Here is a 15,270-nt window from a genome sequence, read left to right as displayed (position 1 = left end):
AAAGCTCTAAAGTTCATTGACCACGTAATCAAAAAGAGCTTTGTCCTCTTTACGAGATTCAAGTAGCAATTCAGGATGCCATTGAACTCCTAGAAAATTAATATCCTGATTAGTAGAAATAACAGCTTCGACAGTATTATCAGCAGGATCATAAGCGATGATTTTTAAATCATCTGCTAAACGCTTAATACTTTGATGATGGAAGGAATTAATAGAAGTAGAGCTACCGTAAATTTTTTCAAGAGCGGTCCCTGAGGTAACTAGCATATTTTGACTGAGATAATCCGTGGGTTGGTCTTGCCAATGGTTTTCAATTTCTTGATTTAAAGAGCCGCCTAAAGCAATATTCATTAACTGAGTTCCACGGCAAACGGAAAAAATTGGCTTTTCCTGCTTTAGAGCCTCTTCTACGAGTGCAAATTCAAACAAGTCTCTTTCTAAATTGAAATCATTATCAGAGGTTTGTTTTTCTTCACCATAAAAAACAGGATCTACGTTCTGACCGCCAGTTAAAATAAGTTTATCAATCATAGAAACATAGTGGGCTGCAAAACTTGGATCACTAATAGGAAGAATAAGCGGTATGCCGCCAGCTTCTTGAACCCCTTTCACATAACCTGAAGGGGTGTAAGACCACAAGATATCAGGGAATTTTGCATGCGGTCTCTCATTACCTGAAATACCTATCACAGGTTTGGTCATAAAGTCTCCTTATTCATTAATTTTAGAATTTTGGTTCATAAAATACAATAATGTTTGTAGTTCACTGGTTAAGTCAACATATTGAGCAACAACGCCTTTGGGAAGTAAAAGATTAACAGGTGAAAAGCAAAGAAGTCCTTTTATTCCAGCATCAACAAGGATATCAGCAACTTCTTGTGCCTTTGGGCTAGGAACAGTTAAAATAGCAGTTTTTACATCTGAATTGGCTAATCGTTCTTTTATACTAGAAATTCCATAGATAGGTATTCCATCCTTCGTTGATTGACCAACTTGCTTATTATCATCTGTATCAAAGGCCATAGTTATCTTCATCTTATTGCGTTCGTGGAAACGATAGTGCAGGAGGGCTCTGCCAATATTACCAACTCCCACTAACAATACATTAGTAGTAGACGTATCATTTAAAATATCAGCAAAAAAATTCATTAATTTTTTGACATCGTAACCAAAGCCTCTACGTCCAAGTTCACCAAAATAAGAGAAATCTCGACGAACAGTAGCAGAATCAATACCAATGGCTTCAGCGATTTGCTTTGAACTAGCTTTTTCAATGTTTTCTGAATTAAAACGTTTAAATATGCGATAATAAAGTGATAGGCGTTTGGCGGTAGCTTTTGGAATTGCTTTATCAAATGTCACTGTATCATCTCCTTTACTTAGTAATACTATTGTAAAAAAACTTTGTGAAAATAGCAACATTTTTTCTCTAATTCCAGATATATAAATCTTTTGTCTCTAATATCTCTAAGGTAATCATATCTATTTTAGTAATGATTTTTTTCTGCTTAAAACAATATTATCCTTTGTTTTTTGTTTTAACAAAAATATCGCGATCAACTAAACTATCCATTAAAAAATAAAACTTCTCTTGGAGTATTCTATTATCTTCAGAGTTAAAAATATTAACAATTCGCAGTCCTGACTTGTCTGTAATTGTTAATTTGAAAGCTGTTAAGTCTTTATTGATAACAATTTTTAAAGGAAAACCATCACCGCTATTTGGAACCTTTTCTAACAAACGAGTCAGTTCATAATTTCCTAGCCTATTTTGAGTAAAAGTTGTATCCCGTAGAGTATACTTTTTTATGGTTGGGCTGATAGTGTAACTATAGTTGCAATTTGGTAATTGTATTGTCTGTTCAAAAGCCATTTTTATTTTCCTACTATCTCCTTAATTTTTTTGCAGAGTGCTTCAACTTCATCATAAGTATTTTGTTCTGAAAAGCTAATCCTAATAGACTCTTTTAAACGTTGAGAATTGCTGCCATATTTTGCCATAAGAACATGGCTAGGGGAAACCGTCCCTGCTGTGCAAGCAGATCCTGTTGATACAGCAAAGCCGGATAAGTCCAACTGTGCCAATAAAGCGTCATTATTATAATTAGGAAAGCCGATGTTAACAACATGGGGCAAAGCGGTTTCTTCAGAATTTAAATAGTGATCTATTTCTGATAATTCTCTCAAGAAAATACTTTTAAGTTTCTTGACATGCTGCAGATAGTTTTCTTGATTTTTATGGCAAGAAAGAAGTGCTTGAGTAAGCCCTTTTATTCCGACAAGATTTTCAGTACTGGCTCGATGTTTTTCTTCCTGTTCACCTCCATGAAGAAGACTATCAAAGTGAAGAGAGTTTGCATAGAGAATTCCTGTCCCCTTTGGACCATGAAATTTATGAGCAGAAGCAGAAAGAAAATCAATATTTAGTTTTTCTGGATGAACAGGGAATTTACCAACCGCTTGAACAGCATCAACATGAAAAACAGCCTGATGTTCTCTTAAAATACTTCCAATTTCTTGAATCGGAAGTATGTCACCTGTTTCATTGTTAACAAACATGGTTGAGACTAAGATAGTGTCATCTCTTAAGGCTTCCTGAATTTGCTGTGAAAAAATTTGGCCTTTAATTGGCTTTAAGTAAGTAATTTCAAAACCAAAACGCTCTTTTAAATAATCAAGTGTATGAAGGACAGAATGATGTTCAATTGCTGTGGATATAATATGCTTTCCCTTATCTTGATTGGCTAAGGCATAACCTTTAATGGCAGTATTATTGCTTTCTGTACCACCTGAAGTGAAGATAATTTTTCGAGGGTCTGTAGCAAATATCTGCGCAACTTGATTACGACAGTCTCGCAGTAATTTATTAGCGTTCCTCCCATAAGCATGGGTACTGGAAGGGTTGCCAAAAATAGAAGACATCGTTTGAGACATAACCTCAATAACTGTATCTGTAAGCGGAGTTGTTGCAGCATTATCAAAATAAAACAAATTTAAGATTCATCTCCTTTACGATCATAAGCAAATAGCGGACTGAGCGGTTTTCTCTCTTGAATGCGAATAATAGCATCAGCGATTAATTTACTAGCAGATAAATAATGTACATTGTCAGGGAGTTTTTCATTAGTGCAGACAGAGTCTGTAATAAGGATATCTTTTATGGGAGCAGACTGAAGCATTTCTGTTGCGCCGCCAGCAAATAGTCCATGACTTGCTACAGCATAAATATCAGTTGCGCCTCCGCGTTCAACTATTTTTGAAGCTTCAGCAAAAGTTTTTCCAGTGTTAAGAATATCATCAATGAGAATGGCTTTTTTTCCTTCAACTTCACCAATAATATAGCCTTCTTCTCGTAAAGAATCATCGTCTTGTGCATAATCGATAATAGCAATAGGAGCATCAAGGTATTGGGCTAAACTCCGTGCGCGTTTGATTCCTGAATTTTTAGGGCTGACAACTACGACCTCTTCTCCGAATAGTCCTTGCTGAATATAATGTTTAGCAAACAGCGGAATAGTAAAAAGATTATCAACAGGAATATCAAAGAAACCTTGTACTTGAACGGTATGTAAATCTAAAGTAAGAACACGATCAACACCTGCTTTAACCAGCATGTTGGCTACTAATTTTGCTGTGATGGGTTCACGAGCAGCAGCTATACGATCTTGACGTGAGTAGCCAAAATAGGGAATGACAACATTAACACTGTTAGCACTTGCTCGCTTGCAGGCGTCAACCATAATCAATAATTCCCAGAGATGATCGTTAACGGGATTGCTTGTTGATTGAATAATATAAATATCAGATCCACGGACACTTTCTTCAATATTAATCATAATTTCCCCATCTGAAAATTGGCGAGAAGATAATTTTCCTAGAGGAAGTCCTGCAGCTTCAGCAATTTTTTCTGCAATGGCTGTATTCGAAGTTAGAGAAAATAATTTGAGTTGTTTGTCAGAACATGCATTAAGCATAATGGAACGGCTCCTTTTATTAATCTAATCCCATTTTATCAAAATTATTCATTTTTTTCATCTTTTATGACAGGATGATGACTGCCTATAATAAGCTATTTCATTACGTTAAATATTCCTTTTATACTGCCTCGCTCTATCAATACTACAAAATAAACCATAAAGCTGCAGAAATGGCCCGCAGCTTTATGGTTTATTTAAAGTAGCACTAAAACGTGCCACTTTGCTCTTAGCATATTTAAATTTAATATTGTTAGATTCTAAAAAGGCTTTAAAGTCTCTTTTCCCTTTTTCTGCTTCGTTAACTTCCAATTCTAGTTCATAATCTTCAAAACCGCCATAATAATTATAATCAAGTGCCATGAGGCCTATTTTAGTCGAAATTTCTCGGCGTGTTGTTGTTAAACTTCCTAATAATTTTAAATCCGTTAATTCAATTCCTGCTTCTTTAATAGGCTGCATCAATTCTAAATCTGAATCCCAAAAAGTATTGTGTATATCATTAGTGTCTATCATGCGCTCCGCTTCTGATACAGTTAAATAATGATTATATTCAAAATTTCCAACTGCTTGCGGAATTTTTAAGGTCAATTCAGCTTTATCGTTAAAAATACGTATTCGAAGAGACATTTTATGATATTTTAAATCAAAGCTCTCAGTATCGAAGTAGTAGTTGGTTTGAACGATAGGTTCAACTTCTTGCAGCTGTTTTTCAATGCTTTTAAATTCTTTCTGGGTTAAAAGTGTTTTAAATTCTATTTCAAGATGGTTCATCATTCTTTTCCTTTGTTAAGCTTATTATGGTATAATGAATTATTAGTTTAATTCTATAAAAAAGTCTTATTTTTGACAAGAATGGAGTGAAAATCTTATGGATTGGGAAGTTTTTCTCGACCCTTATATCCAAGCTGTTGGAGAATTAAAAATAAAATTTCGAGGCATCCGTAAACAATTTCTCAAACAAAATCGGTATTCCCCAATTGAATTTGTAACTGGACGTGTAAAACCAGTAGAAAGTATCAAAGAAAAGATGGCTTTAAGAGGTATCAAAGAAGAGAATCTTATACAAGATATGCAGGATATTGCCGGTTTGCGCATTATGGTGCAATTTGTTGATGATGTTAATGAAGTTTTGGAGCTTTTGCGCCATCGTCAAGATATGAAAATAGTTTATGAACGTGATTATATTAGTAATCTAAAATCAAGTGGTTACCGTTCTTATCACGTTGTTATAGAATATCCTGTTGATACCATCAACGGCCAGCAGCTTATTTTTGCTGAAATTCAAATTAGAACACTCGCAATGAATTTTTGGGCAACGATTGAACATTCACTTAATTACAAATATCATGGTGAATTTCCGGAAGATATTAAGAAACGCTTAGAAATCACCTCAAAAATTGCCTTTCAGCTTGATGAGGAGATGCGGCAAATCCGAGATGATATCACAGAAGCACAATTATTTTATGAATCTGAAAAAAGAAAGCGGAATAACGGTACAGGAAACAGTGATGACACAGATGACTTTTAACACTAAAACAAAAGTTGCTATTATTGCTAACGGAAAATATCAAAGTAAACGCTTAGCAACTAAACTTTTTAATACCTTTAGAGATGCAGATGACTTTTATTTAACTAAAAAAAATCCCGATATTGTTATTTCGATTGGCGGAGATGGTATGCTTTTATCCGCTTTTCACATGTATGAAAAACAATTAGACCGTGTTCGTTTTGTGGGCATCCATACAGGCCATTTAGGTTTTTATACAGACTATCGAGATTTTGAAGTGGATACTTTATTGGAAAATCTTTATACCGATAAAGGTGAAAAAATTTCTTACCCTATTCTTAAAGTAACCGTTACCTTATCTAATGGCCATCAGATCACCTCAAGAGCTCTTAATGAAGCAACTGTTAAGCGTATCGAGAAAACAATGGTAGCAGACGTTGTCATCAATGATGTTAAATTTGAACGTTTTCGCGGAGATGGTATTTCTGTTTCTACCCCGACGGGAAGTACAGCTTACAATAAATCTTTGGGGGGAGCTATCTTGCATCCTACGATTGAAGCTTTACAATTGACAGAAATTTCCAGCCTTAATAATCGTGTTTTCAGGACATTAGGAAGCTCGATTATTATTCCTAAAAAAGATAAGATTGAAATCATCCCTAAACGTTTAGGTTCTTATGTTTTGTCTATTGATAACAAGACCTATACACATCGAAATATTAGTAAAATCGAATATAAAATAGACAATAAAAAAATCAGTTTTGTTTCAACGCCAAGTCATACAAGTTTCTGGGAGAGGGTTAAAGATTCCTTTATCGGAGAATGGGATTCATGAAATTCAAATTTATAGCTGATAGAAGAGTCAAGGTTAAAACTTTTTTAAAGGGACATGATATTTCAAAAGCTCTGCTGGCTAAAATCAAATTTAAAGGCGGCCAAATATTAGTTAATGGAAAAGAAGAAAATGCTGTTTATCTGCTTACAGCAGGCGATCAAGTTACTATTACTATACCTAATGAAGAATCACATAATAGCTTACAGCCAGTTGAATACCCTCTAGATATTTGTTTTGAAAATGAACACTATCTTATTGTGAATAAACCTGCCGGTGTCGCTAGTATCCCTAGCATCTTGCACACTAACACTATGGCTAATTTTGTAAAAAATTATTATCTGGAAAATCATTATCCCAATAAGCAAATTCATATTGTCACTAGATTAGATAAAGATACAAGTGGTTTAATGCTATTTGCAAAACATGGTTATGCACATGCTAGATTAGATAAACAGCTACAATCTAAAACTATTGATAAACGTTATTATGCTTTAGTCTCTGGTAAGGGAAAACTTGCGGCTCAAGGAGATATTATAGCTCCCATTGCCAGAGATAAAAACAGTATTATTACCCGCTGTGTTGACCGATTAGGAAAATATGCCCATACTTCCTATGAAGTCATTGCTCAATATGGAGAAGTTCGATTGGTTGACATTAGACTTCATACAGGCCGTACGCATCAGATCCGTGTACACTTTTCTCATATTGGTTTCCCGCTTTTAGGGGATGAGCTTTATGGAGGAGATATGAATCACGGCTTAAAGAGACAAGCCTTGCATTGCCATTATTTATCCTTTACCGATCCTTATACAGGAGGGCTCAATACCTATAGCAGTTCCTTGACAGATGATATTGAAAGCGTTATCATGAAATTGAAAAAAATATCTCATTAGAAGGTTGGTTGGTTTGTGTCATTATTTAAAAGTTTGATTGAAAAAATTAATGGAAAAAATATTAAGATTGTCTTTCCTGAAGGTGATGATCCTCGAGTCATTCATGCAGCAGGAAGGCTAGGAGCAGAAGGTCTTTTAGTCCCTATTATTTTAGGTGATGAAACACAAATAAAAGAGCATTTAATTAAAGCTGGTTATACTAGCAGTTACGTGAAGGTTATTAATCCTAAAACTTATGCTCATTTTGAAGACATGAAGCAGAAATTTTTGACGATACGTAAAGGTAAAGTGGATGAAAACCAAGTTTCTGATATTCTCAAAGATGCTAATTATTTTGGAGTTATGCTGGTTCAAATGGGGTTAGCTGATGGGATGGTCAGCGGAGCTGCCCACTCAACAGCTGATACGGTACGGCCAGCATTGCAAATTATTAAAACAAAGCCTGGTATATCACGAACTTCAGGTATCTTTATCATGAATCGAGAAAGCACCAAAGAAAAACTAATTTTTGGAGACTGCGCCATTAATATTAATCCAACTTCGCAAGAGTTAGCAGAGATAGCAATAAATACTGCTGACACAGCTAAAATATTTGATATTGATCCTAATATTGCTATGCTTTCGTTTTCTTCAAAAGGAAGCGGAAAGTCTCCGGCTGTTGATAAGGTCGTAGAAGCTACTCATATAGCCCAAGACTTACGGCCAGATTTACGTCTTGATGGAGAATTACAATTTGATGCTGCTTATGTTCCAGCTGCTGCAAAAATTAAAGCTCCTAGTAGTAAAGTCGCTGGATATGCTAATGTCTTCATATTTCCAGACTTACAATCTGGAAATATTGGTTACAAAATTGCTGAACGCTTGGGAATGTTTGAAGCGATTGGCCCCATCCTTCAGGGACTGAATAAACCTGTCAACGACTTATCACGTGGATCAAATGACGAAGATATTTATAAATTAGCCATTATAACAGCTGCACAAACGCTTGACAAACTTTAAACTTTAGAAAGCTGAGAAATTTTGTCTTATAGGATTGACTAGATAAGTGGGATATAAAAACCGAAAGCTATTTAAAGAGGCTCTTTTTTGCCATTTGCCAAGTATATTACTGTTTTTCAAATACTATCTTATAAGCTAGTAGCTTTCCTTAGCCTACTAAGCTTATTTTTATTTATTCGGAGTAACAATTAGATTCTATTTGTCAAGTTGTCCCCAGGTTCACATATGATAAAGTTCAAAATTCAAGCTATTTAGACTTTAGACGATACAGTAAGAAAGTAAGTAGAGTATTTAGTTATATACTTTTAATGAAGTCTATCTTTATATTCAAAGATAGCGGATTCGGAAAACAGCTATCGTAAATAAATCTGAAAAAACAAATTTATAGTGTCCTTGAAGCCATCTCTTGTATTTCAACGAATATGATATAATAAAATCAACAGGTTTCCGATTCCCCCTACAGAGATTTTAATTTTGAAACCTTTTGCTAATAAAACGCCTTTACAGTAAAACTAAGATGAATGATGGTTACTATCTCATTGGACTATTAGTTTTAGCTGTAGCTAAGTTGAATCTTATTAGGAGATGATAATAATGGCACGTATTTTACAAATTGAAGATAATGATGATATCCAGAAAATTCTACGAGACTTTCTTTCAGAAGAACATGAGATTATCCAAGCATATTCAGGAACCGAAGGACTGCGGCTGTTTGAGATAGAGAACGTTGACTTAGTTCTTTTAGACATCATGTTACCTGGAAAAAACGGTGAACAAGTTCTTCAAGAAATTCGCGAAATCAGCTCTGTTCCTATTATAATGCTAACAGCTCTTGGCGACAAACAGCTGATCAGTCAATATTTACTTGCAGGGGCTAATGATTATATCATCAAACCTTTCGATCTTGGAGAAGTTTATGCTCGAGTGACAGTTCAACTACGCGGTGTGACGAAAAGCCGAAAGCAAGCGACTAAACAAACGAATTTATCAATTAAAAATATTACTGTCAATTCAGATACTTTTGAAATTTCCCATTTAGAAAAATCTGTCAGATTAGGAAAAAAAGAATTTCAGATTTTCCATGCCTTACTTCAGCATCCTAAGAAAATATTTACCAAGGAAGACTTGTATGAATCGGTTTGGAAAGAGCCTTACCTACCTGGGGACAATACTTTAAATGCACAATTAAGCAATCTTCGCAGAAAGCTCGCACAGGTTGATGATAGCACAGATTATATCGAAACTATCTGGGGATTAGGTGTCCGGCTAAAAGGAGAAGATTGATGAGTATGATTTTACTTTTTGTTTTAAGCCTTATACTTGCCATAGCTATAATCTATCTTATACGATACCATTTGGCAGTGAAATCCTTGAGTCAACAAATTGAAGAGAAAATAGATGATACTAGTCAGAGACGATTAACATTGATAAATCAGCCTCAGAGTCTTACTGAACTGGCAAATAAAATTGAAAGTCTATTTGAGCAGATTGAAAAGACAAACCTCATAGCTCTCCAAGAAAAGAAGACCTTAGATATGGCCATTAGTAATATTGCCCACGATATCCGTACTCCTTTAACAATTGCTAGCGGTTATACCCAACAGGGGTTACGCAAAGAAACTGTTAACGCGGCTGATTTGGAAAAAATTTCTGAAAATCTGACCATAGTTTCTAAACGTCTTGAAGCTCTTTTGGAATATCGCCGTCTTACAGAAGGGACTATCCAAACGGAGATGCAAAAAGTTGCGCTGTCACATCTGGTTACCAAGAGTATTCTTTTATATTACGATATGTTTCAACAAGTTGATATAATACTTGATTTACAGATTGAGGAAGAGATTTCATTTGAGACAGATCCAGATATTTTTAAACGTCTTTTTCAAAATATTATTAGCAATGTCCTGAAACATGGTAAGGAACAGGCACAGCTAACTTTGAAGCAAACAGATCAAGAAATTGTTCTGCAAGTCAAAAACATAGTCAAACAGCCCATCCAACATTTGAACCAGCTGACAACTCGTTTTTACTCAGAAAATATGTCAGATACGGAAGAATCTTCAGGTTTGGGACTTTATATCATTCAACATTTAGTTGGTATTCTTGGAGGAAGCTTAGACTTGGCAACTAATGATAATTGGTTTATCTTAACGGTAACGCTATAAAAAGAAGATTCAAGTATCAAACTTGAATCTTCTTTTTATAAGTCTTGTTTTTTAAAAATAATTAAACCAAATAAGGTAAAGATAACAATAAATCCAAGAGCAGCCAAAGCCGAATTTTGTGCGGTAGTTGCGTCACTTGCAAGAGAAAAATTGAAGTTTAAACTAATGTACTTAAACAATTCTATTTTAGGAAAGAGAACAGGAGGGAGACCTAAAACGACAGTTCCAAGGATAAAAGTTACAAAGATAGCCACGATTGAGTGAGTTATGTAAAGTGCAAAGGTAGCAATGCTAACCCAAGCAAGACTGCATAGCAGCTGGATAAGAACTGCTATCGTAAAGTAAGCAGCAAAATTATGAGGTGCTGTACCCAAACCATGAGCAATTGTTCCTAAGATAAAAGCTAATGCATATGACAAAAGAAGTTGGCTAAATGAGATAGCGATGATAACAGAAGCTTTCGCAAAGAAATAGCTAGTTCGTGACACGCCGCAAGTAATACTATTTTTATATAACCGTTGATTTAAATCTACACCAACAACAATAGCAATGATAATTAGAGTAAACAAAAGCGTAGTGGAAATATTATTTGAGTAATTGACAAGAGATTTAAAACCGGTCCAGGTATCTGTGTTTAGAGTTTCTTGTGACGACCGCTGAACACCAATATTCCCTGCAGCTCCAAGAAAGACACCAGAGATAATATTTAATAGTAAAAGAACTTCTGAAATCCAAAAACCTTTGGAGCGAAATAGACGATAGAAATCAGCTTGAATGGTGTGTAACATAAGAGATTTCTCCTTTCTTTAATCTACAATTTGTGTGAAGTAGTCTTCCAAATCTTGGCGTTTGTAATAGATTTCATCAATATCAATAGCGTTTGCAACCAGTTCTTTGACAATACGTTTGATACTATGAGATTGTCCGAACACATGAATTTCGCTGTCCGCGTTGATGACCTTAATACGATAATTCATCTTATCCTGAAGGATTTGACTTGCTTCATTGATTTGACCAGTTTTTAAAACGATATAGTCTTCGCTTTGGGTATCAAAGTCAGCCTTACTAATTTCTTTGACAATATAACCATTTTCAATAATACCGAACTTAGTAGCAACTTGATAAAGCTCAGATAGGATATGACTAGAAATAATGACCGTCATACCATGTTCTTCGTTAAGTTTTTTTATCATGTGGCGGAATTCTTTGATGGCTACAGGATCCAGACCATTAATTGGCTCATCCAAGATGAGAAAATCTGGTTTGACGATCAAAGCGATAGCAATACCTAGACGCTGTTTCATACCAAGTGAAAAACTGCGGAATTTTTTCTTACCTGTATTCGTAAGACCAACCAATGCTAAACTTTCATCAATCACCTTGTCAATATTAGGAATATGACGCGCCTTGCAGTAGTAGTGTAGGTTTTGACGAGCGGTCAAATGATTAAGAGCAACAGGTGTTTCGATCACAGAGCCAACACGTTTAAGAGCATGTGTCCATTCGCTCTGGGTGCTAGAACCAAAGACCGAAACACTCCCTTGACTTGGTTGGATGAGTTTTGTAATGACCTTAATGAGAGTTGTTTTGCCTGCACCATTTTTACCAATTAATCCATAAATTTCCCCTTTTTGGATAGTAAGATTAACATTATCAAGTGCTAATTGCTGTCCATATCGTTTGGACAAGTGTCTGATTTTAAGTACCTTTTCCATAATTGCTTTACCTCCTTGTAATTAGCAAAATGTTATTAATGTAATGTGTTAGCTGTTTTTTATAACTGTATTCCTTTTTTATTTAAGTATAGAACTTGAAAATCAAATAAGTATCAATCAATTCTCAAATATCTCTAAAATTTTATCTTCTTAAACTTTTTTATAAATCTAAAAAACAAGGAATTATAGATCATTATTGATTGCATTTTGCATCTTATCATCTTTCCGAAAAACTATAATTTTCTTGAAAAATGTTTATAGATATGTTATACTTCTAATATCAATTATCAATATAATATAGGGAGATATATCAGAATGAGGCGTGAACTTTTACTTGAAAAAATTGATGAACTCAAAGAACTAATGCCCTGGTATGTTTTGGAATATTATCAATCTAAATTAACCGTTCCTTACAGTTTTACAACTTTATATGAGTATTTAAAAGAATATCGCCGTTTTTTTGAATGGTTAATTGATTCAGATGTTTCTGACGCGAATAAGCTTGCTGATATCCCGCTAGAGACTTTGGAAAATCTCAGTAAAAAAGATATGGAATCTTTCATTTTATATTTACGAGAACGTACTCTTTTAAATGCTCAAAGTAAACGCCAAGGTGTCTCTCAAACAACCATAAACCGCACTCTTTCAGCTCTATCCAGCCTTTATAAATACTTAACTGAGGAGGTTGAAAATGCTGCTGGTGAACCTTATTTTTATCGAAATGTCATGAAAAAGGTAGCAACCAAAAAGAAAAAAGAAACATTGGCTGCACGGGCTGAAAATATTAAGCAAAAACTCTTTTTAGGCAATGAAACCATGGCATTTTTAGAATATGTTGATTGTGAATATGAACACAAACTTTCCAAACGTGCCCTTTCATCTTTCCGAAAAAATAAAGAAAGAGATTTAGCTATTATTGCTTTGCTGCTAGCTTCTGGCGTCCGACTCTCAGAAGCTGTTAATCTTGATCTTAAAGATGTTAATTTAAATATGATGATTATTGAGGTTACTCGTAAGGGCGGAAAACGCGATTCAGTCAATGTTGCCGGTTTTGCTAAACCTTACTTAGAAAACTATATTCATATTAGGAAAGGTCGTTATAAAGCTGAAAAAACAGATTTAGCTTTCTTTCTATCAGAATATCGCGGTTGTCCTAATCGTATGGATGCTTCTTCTATCGAAAAAATGGTTGCTAAATATTCAGAAGACTTCAAAATCCGTGTTACTCCTCACAAATTACGGCATACATTGGCAACAAGGCTATATGATGCTACCAAATCACAGGTTTTGGTCAGCCATCAATTAGGCCATGCTTCTACTCAAGTAACCGATCTTTATACGCACATTGTTAATGATGAACAAAAAGATGCTCTAGATAAATTATAACGTAAAAATATTTATGTAAAATAAACTGATTATACATCCCCTTCTGCTTTATTTTCGATTCTCCAGTCTATTATCCCAGAAAGGTAATAACATTAGTACTAACTATTAATCCAATAATATAATAAAAAGAGTCAGTGTATTTTGACTCTTTTTATTCTTATTCTTCTTTTTCAATAATAACCTTTGTCCCTTTATCGATTTGACTTTCAATTTTAATATCTAATTCTAGATTATTTAGTATTTTTTTGACCATATAGAGCCCAAATCCTGTAGCTTTTTGATGTTCATGGCCATTATAGCCTGTAAATCCTTCCTCAAAAAGTCTTGGGATATCTTCTTTTAAAATACCGATACCAGTATCTTCAATCAAAATCCGACCTTCTTTCACCGTTATTATAATGTGTCCGCCTTTTTTATTATATTTAATTGCATTATCCAAAATCTGTGAAAAAACAAAAGACAGCCATTTTTTATCTGAAATGATTTCCCAATCACCATCAATAGTAACCGATAAATCCTTTTTTAAAAAGAAAGTTTTATTTTTTTTGATAAGATCAATAAAGAGAGAACGTATCCGGCATTTTTCAAAAAGAAAATCACTGTGGTTTTGACTAAATTTTATATAGTTTAAAAGACGTGCAATATCATTTTCTAGTCTCAAAAGCTGTTCTTGAACTTCCTTTTTATCTAATTGTTCAGTTTGAGCCATTAATGAAATAGCTGAGATGGGAACTTTCATTTGGTGAGCCCACATTTTAATGAGATCCTGATAGTGCTTGTCTTTTAATTTATAAGAATGGATGGCGGAACTATGCTCCTGTAAAGTCTGTTGAATAATAGCCTGGTAGGCATCATCACTTGGTAATGTGTATTTTTTTATAGCCTCCACTTCTTTTACATAAATAAAATGATGTAAATCTTTGCATTTTTGATAAAATTTCCAATAAAAATAAAGCGTCACTAAGAATAGTAAGGTTAAATTGAAAATAAAACTTGCTTGAAAATAAGAAAAAGGCAGGTGGTAAAGGTAAAAAATCAATAGAAAATTTATGCTGAGAAAAAAATAAATACCATACCAAACACCATATTCTCGCCAATATTTTTTAATCATTGTATTAAATAACCTACTCCTCTCACTGTATGGATACGATCAAAACCTAGCGATAAAGCTTTTTTGCGAAGCCTTGTCATATTGACATTCAGCGTATTTTGGTCAATAAAATCTTCTCCTTCCCAAAGATGATTTAGCAGTGCTTCTTTTGAAACAGCCTGTCCTTGGTGTTCAATCAATAGTGATAATATTTTGGTTTCAGTAGGTGTCAATTGAATGGTTTCGTGTGTTTCATTATTAATAAGAATACCATTTAGGCTAAGTTGATAGTGTTCTACTTTATACTTTTGTTTGGAGAAACTATTTGCACGACGCAGAAAGGCTGCAATTTTAGCATCCAGTATGGGGAGAGAAAAAGGTTTGCTGACAAAATCATCACCGCCCATATTCATGGCCATCACCGCATTCATCTCATCATCAGCACTGGAGAGAAAAATAATGGGCATAGTCATCGTCTTGCGAATCTCAGTGGTCCAATAAAAGCCGTTAAAGTATGGCAATGTGATATCCATCAAAATAAGATCAGGCTGAAACTCTTCAACCTCTTGGATAATGGCCCGAAAATTAATAACAGATTTAATATAATAGTGCTGACTCAAATGTTTTTGCAAAAGTCCAACAATTGTAACGTCATCTTCTACAATAAAAATTCTTTCTTGGTTTCTCATACTCTCATTCTACCAAA

At 34.4% G+C, this 15,270-nt stretch carries 17 protein-coding genes; 7 read left to right on the top strand and 10 right to left on the bottom strand.

Translation table 11 applies throughout. From position 1 onward, the window contains the following. Positions 1-6 precede the first annotated feature (6 nt). The 6 genes from STRMA_RS03055 to STRMA_RS03030 all read right to left on the bottom strand — a co-directional run bounded on the left by STRMA_RS03055 (position 7) and on the right by STRMA_RS03030 (position 4,748). Entirely contained in the window at positions 7-702 is a 696-nt protein-coding gene (locus STRMA_RS03055; RefSeq protein ID WP_003080173.1) for a gamma-glutamyl-gamma-aminobutyrate hydrolase family protein, read from the bottom strand. 9 nt (positions 703-711) lie between these two features. Beyond that, positions 712-1,362: a redox-sensing transcriptional repressor Rex gene (locus STRMA_RS03050; RefSeq protein WP_003081925.1), complete on the bottom strand. Its 651-nt coding sequence runs from the start codon at positions 1,360-1,362 to the stop codon at positions 712-714. A gap of 157 nt (positions 1,363-1,519) precedes the next feature. Then, on the bottom strand, positions 1,520-1,873 hold the full coding sequence (locus tag STRMA_RS03045) for a DUF1831 domain-containing protein (RefSeq protein ID WP_003079108.1): 354 nt from the start codon (positions 1,871-1,873) through the stop codon (positions 1,520-1,522). A 2-nt stretch (positions 1,874-1,875) separates the two neighbouring features. Continuing rightward, positions 1,876-2,991, bottom strand: coding sequence for a cysteine desulfurase family protein (locus STRMA_RS03040; RefSeq protein WP_003081125.1), 1,116 nt, complete (start codon positions 2,989-2,991; stop codon positions 1,876-1,878). 2 nt (positions 2,992-2,993) lie between these two features. Next, entirely contained in the window at positions 2,994-3,974 is a 981-nt protein-coding gene (locus STRMA_RS03035) for a ribose-phosphate diphosphokinase (RefSeq protein ID WP_003078873.1), read from the bottom strand. Positions 3,975-4,160: 186 nt separating this feature from the next. Further along, complete coding sequence (locus STRMA_RS03030) at positions 4,161-4,748, bottom strand: CYTH domain-containing protein (protein ID WP_040841484.1); 588 nt, start codon at positions 4,746-4,748, stop codon at positions 4,161-4,163. Positions 4,749-4,845: 97 nt separating this feature from the next. On the opposite strand from STRMA_RS03030, the gene STRMA_RS03025 reads away from it, so the two are divergent. From STRMA_RS03025 to STRMA_RS03000, 6 genes are all read left to right on the top strand, one after another. Next, the gene (locus STRMA_RS03025) at positions 4,846-5,505 is read left to right on the top strand and encodes a GTP pyrophosphokinase (RefSeq protein ID WP_003079807.1); all 660 of its coding nucleotides are present in this window, start codon (positions 4,846-4,848) and stop codon (positions 5,503-5,505) included. After that, on the top strand, positions 5,486-6,319 hold the full coding sequence (locus STRMA_RS03020; protein ID WP_003081143.1) for an NAD kinase: 834 nt from the start codon (positions 5,486-5,488) through the stop codon (positions 6,317-6,319). Before STRMA_RS03025 ends, STRMA_RS03020 begins: the two co-directional genes overlap by 20 nt. Then, a complete protein-coding gene (locus STRMA_RS03015; RefSeq protein ID WP_003080445.1) occupies positions 6,316-7,212 on the top strand; it encodes an RluA family pseudouridine synthase in 897 nt (298 codons plus the stop codon). The genes STRMA_RS03020 and STRMA_RS03015 overlap by 4 nt, the downstream gene beginning before the upstream one ends. A 15-nt stretch (positions 7,213-7,227) precedes the next feature. Beyond that, entirely contained in the window at positions 7,228-8,211 is a 984-nt protein-coding gene (gene pta, locus STRMA_RS03010) for a phosphate acetyltransferase (protein ID WP_003081785.1), read from the top strand. Between the two features lie 594 nt (positions 8,212-8,805). Continuing rightward, a complete protein-coding gene (locus tag STRMA_RS03005) occupies positions 8,806-9,495 on the top strand; it encodes a response regulator transcription factor (RefSeq protein WP_003080629.1) in 690 nt (229 codons plus the stop codon). After that, the gene (locus STRMA_RS03000; RefSeq protein ID WP_003078878.1) at positions 9,495-10,373 is read left to right on the top strand and encodes a sensor histidine kinase; all 879 of its coding nucleotides are present in this window, start codon (positions 9,495-9,497) and stop codon (positions 10,371-10,373) included. Before STRMA_RS03005 ends, STRMA_RS03000 begins: the two co-directional genes overlap by 1 nt. A 35-nt stretch (positions 10,374-10,408) precedes the next feature. Here the strand turns inward: STRMA_RS03000 and STRMA_RS02995 are convergent, their stop codons facing one another. Together STRMA_RS02995 and STRMA_RS02990 are read right to left on the bottom strand one after the other, a co-directional pair. Further along, complete coding sequence (locus tag STRMA_RS02995) at positions 10,409-11,161, bottom strand: ABC transporter permease (protein ID WP_003079121.1); 753 nt, start codon at positions 11,159-11,161, stop codon at positions 10,409-10,411. 18 nt (positions 11,162-11,179) lie between these two features. Further along, positions 11,180-12,088: an ABC transporter ATP-binding protein gene (locus tag STRMA_RS02990; RefSeq protein ID WP_003079899.1), complete on the bottom strand. Its 909-nt coding sequence runs from the start codon at positions 12,086-12,088 to the stop codon at positions 11,180-11,182. Positions 12,089-12,403: 315 nt separating this feature from the next. On the opposite strand from STRMA_RS02990, the gene xerS reads away from it, so the two are divergent. Next, the gene (xerS, locus tag STRMA_RS02985) at positions 12,404-13,474 is read left to right on the top strand and encodes a tyrosine recombinase XerS (RefSeq protein ID WP_003079238.1); all 1,071 of its coding nucleotides are present in this window, start codon (positions 12,404-12,406) and stop codon (positions 13,472-13,474) included. A gap of 157 nt (positions 13,475-13,631) precedes the next feature. On the opposite strand, the gene STRMA_RS02980 is transcribed toward xerS, so the two are convergent. Together STRMA_RS02980 and STRMA_RS02975 are read right to left on the bottom strand one after the other, a co-directional pair. Next, on the bottom strand, positions 13,632-14,585 hold the full coding sequence (locus STRMA_RS02980) for a sensor histidine kinase (RefSeq protein ID WP_003079522.1): 954 nt from the start codon (positions 14,583-14,585) through the stop codon (positions 13,632-13,634). Further along, complete coding sequence (locus STRMA_RS02975) at positions 14,582-15,253, bottom strand: response regulator transcription factor (RefSeq protein WP_003078836.1); 672 nt, start codon at positions 15,251-15,253, stop codon at positions 14,582-14,584. Before STRMA_RS02975 ends, STRMA_RS02980 begins: the two co-directional genes overlap by 4 nt. Between the last annotated feature and the right edge of the window lie 17 nt (positions 15,254-15,270).

This window comes from Streptococcus macacae NCTC 11558, assembly GCF_000187995.2.
GTDB classification, from domain to species: Bacteria; Bacillota; Bacilli; order Lactobacillales; family Streptococcaceae; genus Streptococcus; species Streptococcus macacae.
The sequence above is the reverse complement of the archived record's forward strand: the minus strand, read 5'-3'. Positions and strand labels throughout refer to the sequence as shown.